This window comes from Novosphingobium sp. BW1 (genome assembly GCF_008107685.1).
GTDB lineage: Bacteria > Pseudomonadota > Alphaproteobacteria > Sphingomonadales > Sphingomonadaceae > Novosphingobium.
On the sequence record NZ_VIRF01000081.1, the window covers coordinates 25,525 to 43,834 of the forward strand.

15 protein-coding genes and 1 tRNA gene are annotated in these 18,310 nt (G+C 65.1%); all 16 read right to left on the bottom strand.

The window, feature by feature from the left end:
- Nucleotides 1–71: 71 nt before the first annotated feature.
- Nucleotides 72–147 (bottom strand) — tRNA-Ala (locus FMM79_RS14565).
- Between the two features lie 146 nt (nucleotides 148–293).
- Nucleotides 294–992: a hypothetical protein gene (locus FMM79_RS14570; protein WP_240339215.1), complete on the bottom strand. Its 699-nt coding sequence runs from the start codon at nucleotides 990–992 to the stop codon at nucleotides 294–296.
- A 187-nt stretch (nucleotides 993–1,179) separates the two neighbouring features.
- A complete protein-coding gene (locus FMM79_RS14575; RefSeq protein WP_148628191.1) occupies nucleotides 1,180–1,917 on the bottom strand; it encodes a Bax inhibitor-1/YccA family protein in 738 nt (245 codons plus the stop codon).
- Nucleotides 1,918–2,062: 145 nt separating this feature from the next.
- Nucleotides 2,063–2,875 carry a pyrroline-5-carboxylate reductase gene (proC, locus tag FMM79_RS14580; protein ID WP_148628192.1) on the bottom strand — a complete coding sequence of 271 codons (813 nt, stop codon included), beginning with the start codon at nucleotides 2,873–2,875 and terminating at the stop codon, nucleotides 2,063–2,065.
- Between the two features lie 154 nt (nucleotides 2,876–3,029).
- Complete coding sequence (locus FMM79_RS14585; protein ID WP_148628193.1) at nucleotides 3,030–3,536, bottom strand: YbjN domain-containing protein; 507 nt, start codon at nucleotides 3,534–3,536, stop codon at nucleotides 3,030–3,032.
- Nucleotides 3,537–3,746: 210 nt separating this feature from the next.
- Nucleotides 3,747–5,660, bottom strand: a complete 1,914-nt coding sequence (locus FMM79_RS14590; protein WP_240339216.1) for a lipopolysaccharide assembly protein LapB — start codon at nucleotides 5,658–5,660, stop codon at nucleotides 3,747–3,749.
- Between the two features lie 275 nt (nucleotides 5,661–5,935).
- Nucleotides 5,936–7,486 carry a cell division protein FtsZ gene (gene ftsZ, locus FMM79_RS14595; protein ID WP_148628194.1) on the bottom strand — a complete coding sequence of 517 codons (1,551 nt, stop codon included), beginning with the start codon at nucleotides 7,484–7,486 and terminating at the stop codon, nucleotides 5,936–5,938.
- A 206-nt stretch (nucleotides 7,487–7,692) separates the two neighbouring features.
- Nucleotides 7,693–8,973 carry a cell division protein FtsA gene (gene ftsA, locus FMM79_RS14600; RefSeq protein ID WP_148628195.1) on the bottom strand — a complete coding sequence of 427 codons (1,281 nt, stop codon included), beginning with the start codon at nucleotides 8,971–8,973 and terminating at the stop codon, nucleotides 7,693–7,695.
- Between the two features lie 49 nt (nucleotides 8,974–9,022).
- A complete protein-coding gene (locus FMM79_RS14605; RefSeq protein WP_148628196.1) occupies nucleotides 9,023–9,961 on the bottom strand; it encodes a cell division protein FtsQ/DivIB in 939 nt (312 codons plus the stop codon).
- Entirely contained in the window at nucleotides 9,958–10,938 is a 981-nt protein-coding gene (locus tag FMM79_RS14610) for a D-alanine--D-alanine ligase (protein ID WP_148628197.1), read from the bottom strand. The genes FMM79_RS14605 and FMM79_RS14610 overlap by 4 nt, the downstream gene beginning before the upstream one ends.
- Entirely contained in the window at nucleotides 10,935–11,837 is a 903-nt protein-coding gene (murB, locus tag FMM79_RS14615) for a UDP-N-acetylmuramate dehydrogenase (RefSeq protein WP_148628198.1), read from the bottom strand. The genes FMM79_RS14610 and murB overlap by 4 nt, the downstream gene beginning before the upstream one ends.
- Nucleotides 11,834–13,255: a UDP-N-acetylmuramate--L-alanine ligase gene (murC, locus tag FMM79_RS14620; RefSeq protein WP_148628199.1), complete on the bottom strand. Its 1,422-nt coding sequence runs from the start codon at nucleotides 13,253–13,255 to the stop codon at nucleotides 11,834–11,836. Before murC ends, murB begins: the two co-directional genes overlap by 4 nt.
- Nucleotides 13,252–14,538, bottom strand: a complete 1,287-nt coding sequence (gene murG, locus FMM79_RS14625; RefSeq protein ID WP_148628200.1) for an undecaprenyldiphospho-muramoylpentapeptide beta-N-acetylglucosaminyltransferase — start codon at nucleotides 14,536–14,538, stop codon at nucleotides 13,252–13,254. Before murG ends, murC begins: the two co-directional genes overlap by 4 nt.
- Nucleotides 14,535–15,812: an FtsW/RodA/SpoVE family cell cycle protein gene (locus FMM79_RS14630; protein ID WP_240339217.1), complete on the bottom strand. Its 1,278-nt coding sequence runs from the start codon at nucleotides 15,810–15,812 to the stop codon at nucleotides 14,535–14,537. Before FMM79_RS14630 ends, murG begins: the two co-directional genes overlap by 4 nt.
- Nucleotides 15,812–17,209 (bottom strand): UDP-N-acetylmuramoyl-L-alanine--D-glutamate ligase, encoded by a 1,398-nt coding sequence (gene murD, locus FMM79_RS14635; RefSeq protein WP_148628201.1) that lies wholly within the window; start codon nucleotides 17,207–17,209, stop codon nucleotides 15,812–15,814. Before murD ends, FMM79_RS14630 begins: the two co-directional genes overlap by 1 nt.
- A gap of 14 nt (nucleotides 17,210–17,223) precedes the next feature.
- A complete protein-coding gene (gene mraY / locus FMM79_RS14640) occupies nucleotides 17,224–18,294 on the bottom strand; it encodes a phospho-N-acetylmuramoyl-pentapeptide-transferase (RefSeq protein WP_039388133.1) in 1,071 nt (356 codons plus the stop codon).
- Nucleotides 18,295–18,310 lie beyond the last annotated feature (16 nt).

Consider the following 18,310-nt stretch of genomic DNA (forward strand, 5'->3'; position numbering starts at 1 on the left):
AACAAAAAACCCGGCCATGGCGACCGGGCGGATATCCGGCCTGTACCGGATCGTGATCTGGCGTGTGGTACTGGTGGAGCCGAGGGGGATCGAACCCCTGACCTCGTCATTGCGAACGACGCGCTCTCCCATCTGAGCTACGGCCCCGTTCCAGTATCGCCCTGCCCCGAGCTTCCCCGCAGCAGGAGCGCTCCCTTAGCGAAGCTTGGGACGCTTGAAAAGCCCCCTTTTTCGCAAAAGGCGAGCGAGAGGGCCGCCTTCCGGCCACCTCCAGCCGGGCAGCCCCCCACTTTTTACTGCTCGTACGTTTCCTGGGCGCGGGCCGTCTGCTGCTCGAAGCTGGGGCGCACGGTGACAAGACCGCCGCCGTAGGCCGATTCCCAGGCCGCCAGGTCCGCGCGGTACTGCTCGAAGGCGTCGAAGAATTCCTTGAAAGGCTTCTCCATCTTGGCCAGCCCGATGAAGGACCAGGTCTCGAACTGGCTGGGGTCGACCGTCTGCAAGTCCTGCGACACCCCCATGGCAGCTTCGCAAAAGCCGGTATCGACAGGAGGAAGCGAGAAGTAGTTGTAGACCTGGGTCTGATAGCTCTCGCGCGCCTTGATGGCATCGCGGCGGGTATGTCCCTGGCGGAAGCTGCGATCAATTGCCTCGCTCGCCTTGTCCAGCGACGCATCGTAGAGCGTCAGGAAGCGCTTGTAGCCTTCGAGGATCGGCGCGTACTCAGGCTCGATGCAATTGAGCGCAGCCACGTTGTAGGCCGAACGCAGGTTCCACACCGCCTGCGGTGTGGAAATGCCGTAGTTCACGGTGTGACGTTCGCCTTGCTCGTTTACCGGCGGAATGTTCATGGTCAGCTGCGCGCCGTTGGGCGGCGTAGGCTTGGGCGGAATAACCACGACGGGCGGCGGCGGCGGCGCGGTCACGACGTACTGCTTGGGGCCACACGCGGCAAGGGCTGCGAGCCCCATCAGGCTTGCGCCAGTCAGCATCCGCCGAAGCCCGGAAAGCGTGCTCTTCACCTTCGTACCCACCCTCAAAAAAGAACTCATCTCGTCACAAACCACATTACGCGCTCTGTCTAACAAAGAAAATGCCCGGGGCGAGGTTTCGCACCGGGCATCGCATTGTTTCCACGCTTTACCGCTTTTGCACGGCTAAGCGGGCCTCCCGCCTCACTCAGTCGCGCTGACCAAGGAAGTTGAGGAGGAAGAGGAACATATTGATGAAGTCGAGGTACAGCGTCAGCGCGCCCATGACCACGGCCTTACCGAGGAACTCAGTGCCCTGCAGATACTGGTACTGCATCTTGAGCTTCTGAGTGTCGTAGGCGGTAAGGCCCGCGAAAATCAGCACACCCAGGATCGAGATCGCCATATTAAGCGCGCTCGACTGCACGAACAGGTTGATGAGCATCGCCACGAGAATGCCGACCAGGCCCATGATCAGGAAACGACCAAAACCCGAAAGGTCCTTCTTGGTGGTGTAGCCGAACAGGCTCAGCCCTGCGAAGCCAGCGGCCGTCGCGAAGAAGGTCGTTGCGATCGACTCCCCGGTGTAGACAAGAAAGACCGACGAAAGCGACAGCCCCATAACCACGGCAAAGCCCCAGTAGAGAATCTGCAGCGTCGAGGTCTTCATCTTGTTGAGACCGAAGCTCATCGCGAGGACGAAGCCGAAGGGGGCCAGCATGATCACCCAGCGCAGCGGCGTGGTCAGAACCGAATAGGCCAGACCCGACGAAGCGAAAAGCATCGCCACGATGCCCGTCAGCAGCACGCCCGAGGCCATGTAATTGTAGATCGACAGCATGTACTTGCGCAGGCCCGCATCGTAGGTGGCGCGGCCAGCGGTGCGTCCATCAATCGGAGACGCACCGAAGCCCTGACGGGGCTGGGGGTCGTTCCAATTTGCCATGTTAAACTCCCTTGGGGGGAAGCGCGCATGATGCCGCCTCCCGATATTCTACCAATATCTGCCTTCACGGCACAGTTTTCAAGGAAAACCGGCGCGGCTTTCGTGTAACGAAATGTGTCGTGGCCACAGATGCGCCCCGCCGGGCTCAATCCTTGGCGCGCGCTTCCTCAGCCATTTCAGCGCTGCGATTGCGCGCGGCGGTGAGCGTGGCGAGCATCAGCGCGTTCACCGCGCCATCCTCGTCCAGCACGTTCATGCCCGCGCGCGTCGTGCCGCCCGGGCTCGCCACCTTGTCCGCGAGCTCGCCCGCGGTGAGCGGGGACGCGCTGGCCAGCGAGGCCGCGCCCTCGACCATGGCCGTGGCGAGACGCTGCGCCGTGCCCGGCTCGACGCCCAGCTCGGCAGCCCCCTTCGCCAGCGCGTCAATGAAGCGGTATACATAGGCAGGGCCGCTCCCCGCGAGCGCGGTGACGGCGTGGAACTGCTCTTCGTCCTCAAGCCATTCCGGCGTGCCCAGAGGCTCCATGAGCTTGGTGATTTCAGCCTTCTCATCCTCATCGAGACCGCTCGAACCGAGCGCAATCGGCGACTTTCCAAGTGCGCAGGCAAGGTTGGGCATGATGCGAAGAACGGCATGGGCGCGTGGGAACTGCGCGGAAAGGCTTGCCAGTTCATTGCCGGCCAGAATCGAGAATACAGTCGTGCCAGGCCCGACGAGCGGCTCCATCGTGTCGAGGACGGTGGGGAGAACCTGCGGTTTCACGCCAATCATCACGGCATCGAAATCACGGCCCGTGGGCACCTCGTTCACCTGCTCTACACCCCCGGGTACGGGCTTGGGCGTCCGGTTGTAGACCGTGAAGGTCGAGGCCGGAATACCACCGGCGAGCCACCCGTCCAGCATGGCACCGGCCATATTGCCGCAACCGTAGATAAGGATGGATTCAAAGTTCGCCATGGTGCGTTTCCCGTTGTCTGCTGTCAGTCGAAATCGGGCTTCGACTTAGGGACGGGAACCGGATGGGGCAAGGCCAGTGCCGCACGTCGATGGCGCCGCTGGCGTGACGGAAGGGAGCCCTTTGCCCTTCCCGTTTAGTCCTGCATGGACCGGATCAGGCTTCGCCGTGCGCGTCCACGAGCGCAGCGACAAGCGCCTCCTGGGGCGTCTTGTCACCCCACAGGATGAACTGGAAGACCGGGTAGAAACGATCGCATTCCTCGATCGCGGCCTCGACGACCATCTGCGCCTGGCCCGGCCCGAGAAGGCCGTCCTGCCCCAGCATCAACCCGTGACGGTAGAGCACGACCGAACCGTTCGACCACAGATCAAAGTGGCCAACCCACAGTTGCTCGTTGATCAGCGCCAGCGCCTCGTAGACATAGGCGCGCTTCTCTTCGGGAATACGCAACTCAGGCAAGCACAGGAGCTGCAGGACATGGTCCTCACGCCGCCAGATCGCCTGGAACTGGTAGGTCGTCCAGGCCCCCTTCAGCTCAGCCGAAATCTCGTCCTCGCTGGCATGGGCGACAGGCCAGTCGCGCGCCTCGAAGAGCGACGCCAGCATCTCCACGGGAGCGGCGTCGTCGTCGTGTCCGATAGTGTCGCGCACAATTCTCATATTGGCTCAGCAGCCCCCCTATCCGCGTGTTCGGATAGAGGGATGCTTTGCCTGCCCCTGTCAGCACAATGGAGCGCCTTCCATCACCGGGGCAAAACCCGACAAGTCTGTTTACAGGATGTGGATAAGCACGCCGCGTGTCCGATCCCGGGACAGCTGTTCCCGCCCCGTTCCGTGGCAGCGGCTATCGCGCTGGCAGCTTTGGAAAAACTAGTCCTCTCCGTCAAGCGCGTCGACGACCTGGCCTGCCGGACTGGTCCAGACCAGCGCCCGGCCGTTGCCCGCCTCCGCGAAATCATCGACGAAGCGGTCCGCCGCCTTGCGCGTGGCAAAGGGCCCGACGAGGATGCGATGGGTGCGCCCCATATCGGTTACATGCGCTTCCTGCCCCTTGAACAGCGCAGGATTGCGACGCGTGTAGCGCCGCCAGTCAAACGCGATTGCGTCGGTATCACGGCCAACCCCGATCTGCACCCAGATCCGGCTGGGATGTGCCGGTTTCTTGGGTTTGGGCGGCGGTGGCGGCGCCGGACGTGCCGGCGTTACCTTGCGAATATCGACGGCGCCTGAGACGGGGGTATCGGGCGAACGCGGCTTGCCGAGGTCCGCAAAGGCCTCGCTCAGCGACATCTGCGCGACGGCCTCTTCGGCCGCGCTCGAGGGCGCTTCGCCGCTACGCGCTGGTGGCGCACCGGCCTGACTTGCCCGAGCCAGATCAAATCCGGGCACGGTCGAACGCGTGGAAATCAAGCCACCCGAGCCAGGAGTTTCCGTCGTTGCGACAGCGGATGTCGCAGTTGGCAATGCGACAGAGACCGGGGCTGTGGCTGAGGGATCAGCCGACGCCGCCATCGCGGCTGCCTGTTGCAAAGGCGCCGGGGTCGGCGCGGCACGGGCAATCCGGTCACGCGCGGCGGCCGAGGCTGACGCCGAAACCGGGGGAAGTTCGCCATTAGCACTCAGCACTGGGCCACCATCGCCCGGGACCACTTCGATGCCCGGCCGGGGCTCGGGCGGTGCCACCCGTTCGACCTCGGCTTCCGCCTCCGGCTGACGAACCGGGCGAAGCGCGGTTTCACGCAGCACAGGCTCGTCCAGATCACGCTCACCCAGACGCAGCGAGCGTCGTGCGCGGCGTGCAGGGCGGCTCGGCGTCTGCGCCTCGGCAGCCCGTGCAGGCTTTGCCGTACTGATGTCAGGCACGCCCGAGCCCGACGTCGCGGTAGGCACGATAGGCTGAGCGGGTTGATAGGCCGCGATACGCGCGCTGTCGCGACCGATCTCCGAAGCCCTGGGGAAGCGCCCCAGATTGGCGGCCGCCGCCTGCTGCGCAGCGGTCAAGCGCGGCATATAGCGGAGATAAGGCGCTACATCCTCGGCAAGCGGCGGGGGCAGGATGCGCTCGGCCAGCTTTACCGCTTCCTTTGTCTCCCCCGCAATCGCCAGCGTAAAGGCGCGCGTGCGCCAGCCAGGCTTATCTTGCGCGCGCAAGAGCGGCATCAGCGTGTCTTCGGCCCCATCGAGATCACCGCCGATCGCCTGGCTGACCGCAAGCCGCCGGCGCACCAGGTTTTCCTCATCCGAGGTAAGCGCGCCTCCCGAGAGAACACGGCGATAAAGCGCCTGCGCTGCGACCGTATCCCCCACCATGTCGTAAGCGAGTGCCTGATCGCTGGCCAGAGCTGCAACCGGGCGCCCGGCCTTGCGCGCATTGTCGAAGTACGCGAGCGCGCCGACCGGATCACCCGCACGAAGCGTGGTGCGCGCCAGACCTTCGGCGATCCGGCCATCGCGCGGCGCCACCTCCTGCGCCCGCTGGAAGAAGCCCTTGGCGGCATCGAAATCGCCCAGTTCGCGCGCAGCGTTGCCCGCGTCCAGCAACGCCTCCAGATCGTTCTGGTCGCGCGCCAGGCGGGTCAGCGCATCGCCAAGGCGTGCCGTGTTGGGATCGGGAAGCGCCTGGACAACCTCGCTGGCCGTGGCCGGCTGCACCGCCAGGCCGCCCCCCCCGCTCAGCAAGGCGCAGCCCAGCGCATAACGAACGGCATGGAACGACGGGCGGGTGGCGGGAATGGAAACGCGCAGTGCGGCGCGAAGTACGCTCGGAGCCTTGGGCCGGATCATCTGGGACCTTGCATCTCGTGTCATGGGGTCCGCGCAGCTACGGCGACCTCGGACCATCTGTTATCTGGGATACACCATATCTTCACAGAACCTGCAGGCCAAGCAGTCTGGCCGCAGCCGCCCCACGGCCCGCCCCATCCAGCAAAGCGGGATAGCAAGCACCGGATACACAAAAGGCCGCAGCCGCGCTTCTGCGCGCATCCGCGGCCTTTCACACTGCAAGGCCCGGCTAGAGCCAGCCGGAGGGAGTTCCCGCGCGCGCCTGGCGCCCGGCCTTACTGGTTGTTCTGGCGGTTGAGGAAACGCGGGATGCTGAGCGATCCACTATCGTCCTCACCCTCACCGCCCTCGCGCAAGGGCGCGGCGGGCTTGGGCCGTGAAAGGCTGGTCATGCGCTCGAACAGGGTGCTGCCACCACCGCCAACGGGGCGCTGCGGGGCAGGTGCGGGTGCCGGGCTTGGCGCGGGAGCCGCCGCCTTGTTCTCACCGCCGAACAGCTCGTCCTGGCGCGTCGGCGGGGTCTGCTGCGGACTGCGCGGAGCAAAGCTGCGCGAGCCCGAAATGCTGGCGTAGTTGCTCTCGTCAGTGTCGTCCTGACCTTTGTCCTCGACCTCCTCGGTTGCGCCCAGCTCCAGCTCCGCAGACGGCGAGAACGGTTCGGGCACGTAAGGCTTTGAACCACTGGCCGCCTCCGGTGCCTTCTCGCTCTCGGCTTCGGGAGCGGGGGTCGAAAGATCGAGCGGGGCAGACTCGGGTGCCAGAGCCGGTGCGCTGAAAGCCGGCGCCTGCACGGCCGGACGGACAGGACCACGACCGCCGCCAATCGCCATCGGCCGCGCCGGGGCGTCGGCCTGCTCCGCGGTCTGCTCGATGCCGGTGGCCACGACCGAAACCCGGATCTTGCCGTCAAGCTCGGGATTAAAGGCCGACCCCCAGATGATGTTCGCATCCGCATCGACGAGTTCGCGGATATGGTTTGCCGCTTCATCGACTTCGAGAAGTTTCATGTCCTCACCGCCGATGATCGAAATGATGACGCCCTTTGCGCCCTGCATCGAAACGCCATCCAGCAGCGGATTGGCGATGGCGTGTTCGGCCGCCTCGAGCGCACGGTTGGGGCCTTCACCCTCCCCGGTGCCCATCATCGCCTTACCCATCTCCCCCATGACCGAGCGCACGTCGGCGAAGTCGAGGTTGATGAGGCCTGGCATGATCATCAGGTCGGTGATCGAGCGCACGCCCTGCTGCAGAACCTCATCGGCGAGCTGGAAGGCTTCCTTGAAGGTGGTCTCCGCCTTGGCGATCAGGAACAGGTTCTGGTTGGGAATGACGATGAGCGTGTCGACGTTCTTCTGCAGCTCCTCGATGCCCGCCTCGGCCGCGCGCATGCGGCGCGTGCCTTCGAACAGAAACGGTTTACAGACAACGCCGACAGTCAGGATGCCGCGTTCGCGTGCAGCCTGGGCGATGATCGGGGCCGCGCCAGTGCCGGTGCCGCCGCCCATACCGGCTGCGATGAAGACCATGTGCACGCCGTCGAGCACACGACCGATCTCTTCCAGCGATTCCTCGGCAGCCGCACGACCGACCTCGGGCCGCGCCCCTGCACCGAGCCCTTGCGTGATCTCGTGGCCGAGCTGGATGCGGGTTTCCGCGATCGAGTTGTTGAGAGCCTGCGCATCGGTGTTGGCGACGACGAAATCGACCCCTTCGACCTGCGCCTCAATCATGTTGGCGATGGCGTTGCCGCCCGCCCCGCCTACGCCGATGACGACGATACGCGGGCGAAGTTCGTCGATCGTCGGCAGTCCGATGTTAATGCTCATTAGTGACTCCTGCCAGACACATGCGCGTCAGATATTTCTCAACCATCCTGATTGCACGCTTCGACTTGGCGAGGCAAAGGACGGCCTTGTGTTGTCCACAGGCAAAAACGCCCGATACCGGCGGTTTCTGCCACGTTGTCGCGCCTCTCGCACGTCCTGTCCACAGCCTCTATTTAGGATGGGAACCGGACCGCCAACAGGCGCGTTCAGAAATACTCCCGAACCGCCTGAAAGATCCGGGAAAACATTGTGTTCCAGCCCAATTTCACGGTCCTGTTCGAAGAACGGGCAAAACTGCGGATGTCTACCGGGTCGTTCGCCGCGTAGAGAACCAGCCCCGTCAGCGTCGAGAACCCGGGCTTGAGGTGCGCTTCGGCAAGCCCGGGAAGGTGCGGCACGCGTCCGATGCGGACCGGACGGCCGAGCGCAGCCTGCGCGTAATCGGCAAGCCCCACCAGTTCCGCGCCACCGCCGGTAAAGACCACCTGCTTGCCGCGCTGGCTGGAGAACTGCATAACTTTCAGAGCCTTGCTGACTTCTTCCATCAACATGCCAAGCTGCCCGGTGATGACACCGATCAGTTCGGCGCGCGGAATGCGGTTCTTGTCGTCGGCGTGGCGCGCGATGGGGCCCGTGCCCTCTTCTCCGGGTGCGTTCACGGGAATCATTTCGCGATGGTCATGGGGCGAGGCGATGGCCGAACCGTTCACGCATTTCAGGCGCTCGGCCTGGTAGCGACGGATACCAAAAGCCGAGGCAATCGCGTCGGTGATATCGGCCGACCCGATGGGAATGGAAATCATGTCGCGCAGCATCCCCCCCGCATAAAGCGAGACGTTGGTCACTTCTGCGCCGAATTCGACGAGCGCGACCCCAAGGTCCCGCTCCTCTGGCGAAAGACAGGCCTGCCCCGCCGCAATTGGCGAGCCCACCACCGCCTCGACCTCGAGATGCGCGGACTGCACCGCTTCTGTCAGATTGCGGATAGGGGCGCCGTCGGCGAGCATGACGTGGATATCGACGCCAAGCCGCTCGGCATGGAGACCACACGGGTCACCCACGCCGTGCGCGCCGTCGAGACGGTACTGGGCGGGCTGGACGTGAAGCACCATGCGTCCATCCGGCTGGATCGCATCGCGCGCAGCGACGAGCAACTGGTCGATGTCCTCCTGCTCGATCCGGCGTCCGCCGATCTCGGCATCGAAGGGCTGGAGACGGCTGGCAAGCCCAGCCCCCGAACAGCCGATCCACACTTTCTGGACCGAAACGTCGGCCATGCGCTCAGCACGTTCGATCGCGTCGCGCACCGCGTAGGTTGCCGCCGCCATGTCGGTCACGAAGCCCCGCTTGATGCCTTGGCTGGCGCGATGCCCAGAGCCGAGCACGACGAGCTCACCGCTCTCGGAGATGCCCGCAATGATTGCGGAAATGCGGAACGAGCCGATGTTGACCGCTCCGAAAACCTTGCTGATGCGTGTTGCCGCCATCAGGCGTGCCCCTCCCCTGTTGCCGCGCGCACATGAGCCGCGCATTGCCTCACTGCCCGTTCCCGCCCGAGGCAAGCGCAACTGTGCCGCCCTTGGTCGAGATCTCCTGAACCTCGCCCTCGGGCACCCGCAGGTAGACCCGGTCTGGCGCGCGCATATCGATGGCGAGGGCCCTACCCCCGATCAGGCGGTTGGTGCCGTCCAGACGTGCGAAAGTGACAAGCGCCCCCGCCGATTCCTTGACGCCCTCGGGCAGCGCGAGAACCTGGCCTGTCTCGAATACGAGATTCCAACGCCGATTTCCCACCCACTGCGCCTCGCGCACACGGGGCTTGAGCGCGGGAGCCGCCTCCAGCAGGTGCGATAGCTGGATGATCTCCTGCCCTGCCCCCTCGCCCGAGACGATAAGCTTGCCCTTGGCCGCCGAACGGTCGATCACTTCCAGCTCGTGCCCGGTCTCGTCGATCAGCGCATACGTATCCGCCTTGCGCAGCACCGCGCGGGGAGAGCGCTCCACGATATCGATGACCAGCGTCGTAGGCAGCTGACGTGACACACGCGCATCTTCGACCCAAGGCAGTTCGAGCAGTTCACTGCGCAACTGCTCCAGATCGACCAATGGCATAGCGCGGTACTTCTGCGCGAGCGCCCGCTCGTAGATCTTGAGCTCGTTGATGTTCTTCACGCCGCGCAGTTCGATGTGCTTCACCTCGAATCCCGCCTGCTTGGAGATCTGCGCGAACCGCGCTTCGGCCATGCCCGGCACCCCAGCAGCGGAGGCGACGACCCACGCCAGCGCGGCCACGGCTACCAGGATCGCAAGCACGAACAGCCGCTGCAGCTGCGCTTCTGTGAAGGGCAGCCAGCCCATCGCCATGTCGAGCGCGCTGCCGCCGGTGGCCTTGGCGCTGCGTACCTTGGCGCGGTTGCCCTGCGCGGCTGCAGCCTTGCGGGCGGTCTTGCCCTTGCGCTTGATCGTCTGGCTCATGGCGAAGCGGCCTTTTCCGGCGAGGCACCCGCCTTGCTCCTGTCCGCGGCATCGGCTAGCGCCTCGGCAATGATCGCCTCGACAAGGTCGGGGTATTCGATACCGCAGGCCTTGGCCTGTTCGGGCACGAGGCTGAGCGGGGTCATGCCCGGCTGGGTGTTGGTCTCCAGCAGGAACAGGCCTTCCACCCCTTGCGTGTCATCCCAGCGAAAGTCCGAACGGCTGGTACCCTTGCACCCCAACAGTTGGTGCGCGCGCAATGCCAGCGCCTTGCAGGCCTCGGTGATCTCGCCTGGCACGTCGGCCGGGCAGACATGCTCGGTCATGCCGTCGGTGTACTTGGAATCGAAGTCGTAGAAACCGGACTTGGGCTTCAGTTCGGTAACAAGCAGCGCCCGCTCGCCGATCACGGCCGTCGTCAGTTCGCGGCCGCGAATGTAGGGCTCGGCCAGAAGCGTGTCGAACTCCTGCCAAGGGCCTTTGGCCTCACGGCTGATGGGACTGCCGTAGTTGCCCTCCTCGGTCACGATGGCAACGCCGACCGAGGACCCTTCGTTAACGGGCTTGAGCACATAAGGGCGCGGCAGCGGGTCCTTCGCGAACAAGGTCTCGGTCTCGACCACGCGGCCGCCGGGCATGGGCACGCCATGCGGGACAAGCGCCTGCTTGGTCAGCTCCTTGTCGATGGCGATGACCGAAGTCGCCAGCCCCGAATGCGTGTAGGTGAGGCCCATCAGGTCCATCATGCCCTGCACCGTGCCGTCTTCCCCCGGCGCCCCGTGGAGCGCGTTAAAGACGACATCGGGCCTCGTCTCGGCGAGGCGCAGCGCGACCTCACGGTCCATATCGATGCGGGTGACCTTGTGGCCCTTGCTTTCAAGCGCCTTGGCCACGCCTTCGCCGCTCATCAGCGAAACGGGACGTTCGTTCGACCAGCCACCCATCAGAACGGCGACGTGGAGCTTGGGGAGTGTCACTTGTGCGATCCTACTCGTTGAATTTCCCACTCGAGCGAGACGCCCGAGGCTTCCTTGACCCGGCGGCGCACTTCCTCGCCCAGCGCCTCGATGTCGCTGGCGGTGGCATCGCCAGTGTTGAGAAGAAAGTTGGTGTGTTTTTCCGAAACCTGCGCCCCGCCCAGCTGGAGCCCGCGGCACCCGGCCTCGTCGACCAGCTTCCACGCCGAGGTCCCTTGCGGATTCTTGAACGTAGAGCCGCCGGTCTTGGAGCGCAGCGGCTGTGAAGCCTCGCGGCTTGCCGAAATCCGGTCCATCTCGGCCTGAATCTCGGCGGGATCGCCCGCACGGCCCTGGAAGCGGGCAGCAACGACCACCGCGTCTGCCGGAAGCTGCGAATGCCGGTAGGTGTACCCCAGCTCCGCGTTGGCCAGCGTGTGCAGCGATCCGTCACGCAGGACCACATCGCAGTCGACCAGGATATCCTTCACCTCGCCGCCATAGGCGCCGCCGTTCATGCGCACGAAGCCGCCCACCGTGCCCGGGATCGAACGCAGGAACTCGGTCCCCGCAATCCCCGCATCGCGCGCGGTGGAAGAAACCAGAATACCGCTCGCCCCCCCCCCGCATTCGAGCGTGAGGTCCTCGTGCGTGGTGACCTTGGCAAAGGGCTTGCCAAGCCGGATCACCACGCCCGCAACGCCGCCATCGCGCACGATCATGTTCGAGCCCAGTCCCAGCGCCATGACCGGAATGGCAGGGTCCAGATCCTTGAGGAACGCCTGCAGGTCTTCGCTATCCTTGGGCTCGAACAGCCACTGCGCGCATCCACCCGCCTTGAACCAGACGAGCGGGGCCAATGGCGCGTTCACCGTCAGCTTGCCCCGGACGGGCGGTAGGGAGGCCGCGATCTCGCTCATGCGCCGCGCTTTTCCGTAATCGCGGTGGCAAGGCTGGCGGCCCACTTGGTGATGTCGCCTGCCCCCAGGCACACGATCATGTCGCCCGGCAGGATCGTCTCGGCCAGCGTCTCAACCAGGGCGTCAGCGCCTGCAATTTCCTGCGCCGAGCGGTGCCCGCGCGACTTCAGGCCCTTGACCAGGTGCGCACTGTCCACGCCCACGATCGGCTCTTCGCCCGCTGCATAAACCGGCGTGATGTAGACAATGTCCGCATCGTTGAAGCAGCTTTCGAACTCATCCATGTGGTCGCGCAAGCGCGTGTAGCGGTGCGGCTGGGCGACCGCGATGACCCGGCCCTTCACGCCCTCGCGCGCGGCCGCCAGCACAGCCCGGATCTCGACCGGGTGATGGCCGTAGTCGTCGATCACCGAAACCGCGCCCTCGCCCACGGCGATTTCACCCACCTTGGTGAAGCGGCGCTTGACCCCGCCAAACTTGGAGAAGCCGGTGCGGATCACGTCATGCGGGCAGCCCATCTCGATCGCGACGCCGACCGCAGCGAGCGCGTTCTGCACGTTGTGGCGCCCCGGCATGGGAAGCTCAATTCCCTCGATACGCTGGAACGAGCCGTCGCGCTGGCGCAGCGCCACATCGAAACGGTTGCCGCCCGCGATCGGGGTCACGTTTTCGCCGCGAATGTCGGCCTGCGCACTGAAACCGTAAGTGACGACGCGGCGGTCGCGCACCTTGGGGATCACCGCCTGGACTTCAGGATGGTCGATGCACAGGAGCGCCGCACCGTAGAAGGGCACATTCTCGATGAACTCGACAAAGGCTTCCTTCACCTTGTCGAACGAGCCGTAGTGGTCGAGGTGCTCGGGATCGATGTTGGTGACCACCGCAATGGTGCCATCGAGGCGCAGGAACGAGCCGTCGCTTTCGTCGGCCTCGACGACCATCCAGTCGCTCTCACCAAGGCGCGCGTTGGAACCATAGGCGTTGATGATGCCGCCGTTGATGACGGTGGGGTCGATGCCGCCCGCATCAAGAAGCGCGGCGACCATCGAGGTGGTGGTAGTCTTGCCGTGCGTGCCCGCGACCGCGACGGTCGATTTCAGGCGCATGAGCTCGGCCAGCATCTCGGCGCGGCGCACGACCGGGATGCGGTGCTCCAGCGCGTAGACGACTTCGGGGTTGCTGCGCTTGACCGCGGTCGAGATGACAACAACCGCCGCCCCATTCACGTTCTCGGCCCGCTGTCCGATGTTCACCGTGATCCCGCGCGAACGCAGGTGTTCAACAACGTAGCTCTCGGCCATGTCCGAGCCCTGCACCGAGTAGCCCAGGTTGTGCATGACCTCGGCAATGCCCGACATGCCAATGCCGCCAATGCCGACGAAGTGGATGGTCCCGATATCGGTGCCGACGGCTTTCACTGGGCAAATTCCTTGTTGCTCGCAGAAACGGAGCGGGCGAACGCCTCGCCACCCCTTGCAGGTGCCCCGCCTTCGGGCACGACGCGCAGCACGTCCATCATCGGGGCGGCCCCGAAGCTTTCGACAAGATCGGCAAGATCCTTGGCCGCCTTGGGATAGCCGCAGTTCCACGAGGCGTGCGCGGCATTGGCGAGCGTCTGGGGGTTCTTGGCAATGGCCTGAACCTGCAGGCAGATGTCCTTGGCCATCTTGTCGAAGATCGCGCCCTGCTCGCGCAGCAGCGCATTGCGCTTATCGCCCGTCAAAAGGTCCGGGTCCTCAGTCGTGATCGCGGGCTGGCGGATGACACGCGCGCCCCCCGCCGCCACGATTTCACGCGTGTTGGCAACCTGGTGGTCGTCCATCGCGTAAGGAAGCGGGATCAGGATCGCGGGTCGGCCCACGGCGGTCAACTCGGCAATCGTCGAGGCACCCGAGCGCCCGATGAACAGGTGCGCGCCGGCAAGCCGCTCGGCCATGTCCTCGAAATAGGTCGCGAGTTCGGCCGGGATACCGTGGTGCGCAAAGCGCTGGCGCACGCCGTCGATGTCCTCGGGCCGGCACTGCTGGATGACCTGAAGACGCGAGCACAGCGTGGGCGGAAGCATCGCCAGCGCCTCCGGAATGACCTGGCTCAAGATCCGCGCGCCTTGACTCCCGCCGGTCACGAGGATGCGGAACAGGCTGTCTTCCGAGAAATCGGGAAACGGCTCCTCGCGCAGGGACAGCACCTGCGCACGGACCGGATTGCCGACCAGCGTGACCTTGTCCTCATGGCGCGCATCGAGGAAGTCGACATCCTCGCACGGGGTGGCGATGGCATTGACGCGCTTGGCGAAATAGCGGTTCACCCGCCCCAGCACCGCGTTCTGCTCGTGCAGGACGGTCGGGATCTTCATCGCAGTTGCCGCCAGCATGGTGGGGAGTGAGGGATAGCCGCCAAAGCCGATCACGGCGCTGGGCTGGAAGCTCTCGAACAGGCGCTTGGCCATGCTCCGCCCCTTAAGCACACCGCGTGCGCCCTTCACCCAGTTCAGCGGATTTTTCCCCGCGATGCGGCCCTGCGGGAGGACGTGGGTGGTCAGGTAATCGGGCTTACCGGGGATCTTGGCGCCGCGCTCGTCGGTGATAAGCGCGACATGGTGCCCACGCGCGTGGAGCTCGGCGGCCAGCGCAAAGGCCGGGATCAGGTGGCCGCCGGTGCCACCGGCCGCAAGGACGTAGTGCCGCGAGGGGCCGCTCATGAAAGCTCTCCGTTGGTGCGCAAGGTAAACCGCTCGCGCTGGATAAAGGGATTGCGCCGGGTAATGGCGAGTAGAAGGCCCATCGTCAGACACAGCGCGATCGTCGACGAACCGCCATAGCTGATCAGCGGCAGCGTCATGCCCTTGGAGGGAAAGAGCTGCAGGTTGACGAGAATGTTGATGAAGGCCTGCCCGCCAAACTGCGCGGCAATGCCGGCCGCGGCCAGCACCGAGAAGAGATCTTCCTCATCGATCGTTCGCATCAGCACGCGCACCAGGAAGGCGATGTAGAGCGCGACGATGACCATGCAGGCCAGCAGGCCGAACTCCTCGCCGATCACCGAGAAGATATAGTCGGTATGGGCTTCGGGCAGCGACATCTTGCGCACCCCCATCCAGAAGCCCTGCCCCGTCCACCCGCCATTGAGAAACGTGCGCTCGGCAAGATCCACCTGGTCGAACGCGGTGCCGCCGAACAGGAAGTTGTCGATGCGGTTACGCCCGTTGTCATAGGTGAAGTACATGATGACGAGGCCGACTACCCCGACGACGCCGAGCGCGACAAGGCGCCGCCAGTCGAAGCCGGAGAGCAGCACCATCACCGCAAAGCTGCCCGAAAACAGCATGGTAGAGCCGAAGTCGGGCTGAAGCATGAGCAGGCCGCCCAGAACCACCATCAGCGCGGCGCAGATGCCCACGACAGGGATATTCGGGTCGCGCGCGCGCCAGGACAGGATCCAGGCCAGCAGGATCGGCCAGCCCACCTTGAGGAACTCGGAGGGCTGGAGCGAGAAGCCCAGACGCAGCCAGCGCTTCGCCCCGTTCACTTCCGAGCCGACCACCGGCACGAGGAAGAGTGCTGCAAACATGATGCCTGCGATCAGGATACCAAAGCGCCGGGCCGCATCCTTATCGAGGCTGGAGGCCCAGAGCAGCGCGACGATGCCCACCAGCTGCCAGCGCATGTGCAGGAAAAAGAAGTAGAGATCGGGCAATCGCTCGGCAGAGGTCGACAGGCGCCGCGCAGAGGCGGGCGATCCTGCAGCCACCGCCACCGCACCGATCCCCATGAGGATGAGGACAATGTACAAGGCAAAGCGGTCGATCTCCTGCCACCACACGGCCAGCCTCTGGCGCCGGGTGCGCGCCCCCGGCCCCTTGCCTGTGGGTAGCGGGCCCGTCGCGGGTGCGAAATGGCCGCTCACCGCGCCGCGATGCCCTCCAGCCATGGGAATGGTAAAGCCCTGCGGGCCTTCGGGTGCCACACTTGCCATCAGCCCGCTGCTCCTCCCTGGCCGCGCCCCTCCCCGTCCTTCTCGTCCCCATCTTCGGGCGCGAGCAGCGCCTCGACGATCTGGCGGAAGGCCTCGCCGCGCGCTTCGTAGTCGCGGAACTGGTCGAAGCTCGCACAGGCAGGTGAGAGCAGGACGACATCGCCGGATGCGGCGGCGTTCATGGCCTGGCGGATGGCCTGTGCCATCATCTCACTGCGCACGATGCGGGTATAAGGCTCGAGGATCTCGGCAAAGAGCGAGCCCGCATCGCCGATGGTGTAGGCCGCCTTGATGTGGCCGAACCAGGGCTTGCAGTCATCAAGGTCCTCGCCCTTGGGAAGACCGCCCACGATCCAGTGGATGCGCGGTGCAGGGTCGGGCGGAAAGGCAGCAATGGCAGGCGCGGCCGAGGCCGGATTGGTGGCCTTGCTGTCGTTGATGTAGTCGACCCCATCGGCCCGAGCGACGCATTCCATGCGGTGCGGCAGCCCACGAAAGTCGCGAAGCCCCGGCTCCCAATCCGCGCGCGCGATACCCAGCGCCTCGACGATGGCGATGGCGATGGCGGCATTCTGGAGGTTGTGCGGCCCCTGGAGCGAGGGCCAGTCCTTTTGCAGCGCGTCAAGGTCGGCCCCGTCGACACGGGCAACGCCCTTGCCCTCACGCCGGGCTTCCTCGCGCCGGGCCACGCCCAGCGTCTGCGCATCGCCCTTGCCGAAGACCGCGGCATGGCCAGGCGACTGCATTGCGAAGAGACGTGCCTTGGAGGCGGCGTAGGCAGAAAAGCCATCGTAGCGATCAAGGTGATCGGGCGTCACGTTCAGGAGTGCGGCCACGTCGCAATCAAGGCTGCGGGTAAGATCGATCTGGTAGCTGGAAAGCTCCAGCACATAGACACCTGAACCATTTGCGTTGGGCTTGAGCGGCACCGTGCCCAGGATCGGCAGGCCGATATTGCCACCCATGCGCGCAGGCACGCCTGCTTTTTCAAGGAGATGCCGCACGAGCGCGGTCGTCGTCGACTTGCCATTGGTGCCGGTGATGCCCACCACCCGATGCTCCGGCAGGCTGGCGCGGGCGAGCGCAAAGAGTTCGATGTCACCGATGAGCGGCACCTCCGCCCGCGCCGCCGCTGCGGCAATCGGATGGCTGTTGAGCGGGACGCCCGGCGAGACGACGACGCCGTCGTAGCCGGAAAGGTCCGCGCTGGTGGGATCGGCAATCTCGCAGGTGCCTGCCTCACAGTCGCGCAGAAGCGCCTGGCGCGGCTCTTCACGGCTGTCCCAGGCCATGACGTGGGCCCCACTCGCCAGCAGCGAGCGCACCGCCGTCATCCCCGAGCGGGCAAGCCCGAGGACCGCGTAGCGTTTGCCGGCAAAGGCGGGGGAGACGATCACCTGCGCAGCTCTCCTTATCGTAGCTTCAACGTGGCAAGGCCGAGAACGGCCAGTACCAGCGAGATGATCCAGAAGCGCACGACGACAGTCGATTCCTTCCAGCCCAACTGTTCGAAATGGTGGTGGATCGGCGCCATGCGGAAGACCCGGCGGCCTGTGCGCTTGAACCAGAACACCTGGATTATGACCGAGGCCGCTTCCAGCACGAAGAGACCGCCCACTACCGCAAGCACGATCTCGTGATGCGCGGCGACCGCGATGCAGCCAAGCGCACCTCCGAGTGCGAGGCTGCCGGTGTCGCCCATGAACACGGCTGCAGGCGGCGCGTTGAACCACAGAAAGGCAAGGCATGCGCCCATGATGCCGGTGCAGAAGATCGCAAGTTCACCCGCGCCCGGCACATGCGGAATGCCCAGATAGGTCGCAAAGTCGACGCGGCCCGCCAGGTAGCAGATGATCGCGAAAGTGCCCGCCGCGACGAATACCGGGAATGTCGCCAGGCCGTCGAGCCCGTCGGTCAGATTCACCGCGTTGCCCGCCCCCACGATCACGAAGGCAGCGAAGACATAGTAGAGCGGCCCCAGCGGGATGTAGCGCCCGGTCAAAAAGGGCACGTAGAGGTTCGTGTTCAGCTGGCTGACGATGATGTACGAGGCGAGCCCCGCCACGGCGAACTCCATGAGCAGGCGCACCCGTCCTGGAACGCCCGCCGTGCTGCGCTTGGCAACCTTGTCGTAGTCGTCCATGAAGCCGATTGCGCCAAAGCCGATTGTAACCGCGATACAGGCCCACACGAACGGGTTGGTCACGTCCATGAACAGAACCATCGCCGCGATCAGCGCGGTCAGGATCATCAGACCGCCCATCGTGGGCGTGCCGCGCTTGGCAAGGTGGCTCTGAGGCCCGTCCTCGCGGATCGGCTGGCCCTTGCCCTGGCGCACGCGCAGCATGTTGATGAACTTCGGACCGATCAGGAGACCGACAAAGAGCGCAAACAGAAGCGCGCCACCGGCCCGGAAGGTCTGGTAGCGGAAGAGGTTGGCGAGCCCCTGATAATCGAACCAATCTGCGAAAAGATACAGCATGTTGCGGGAGCGACCC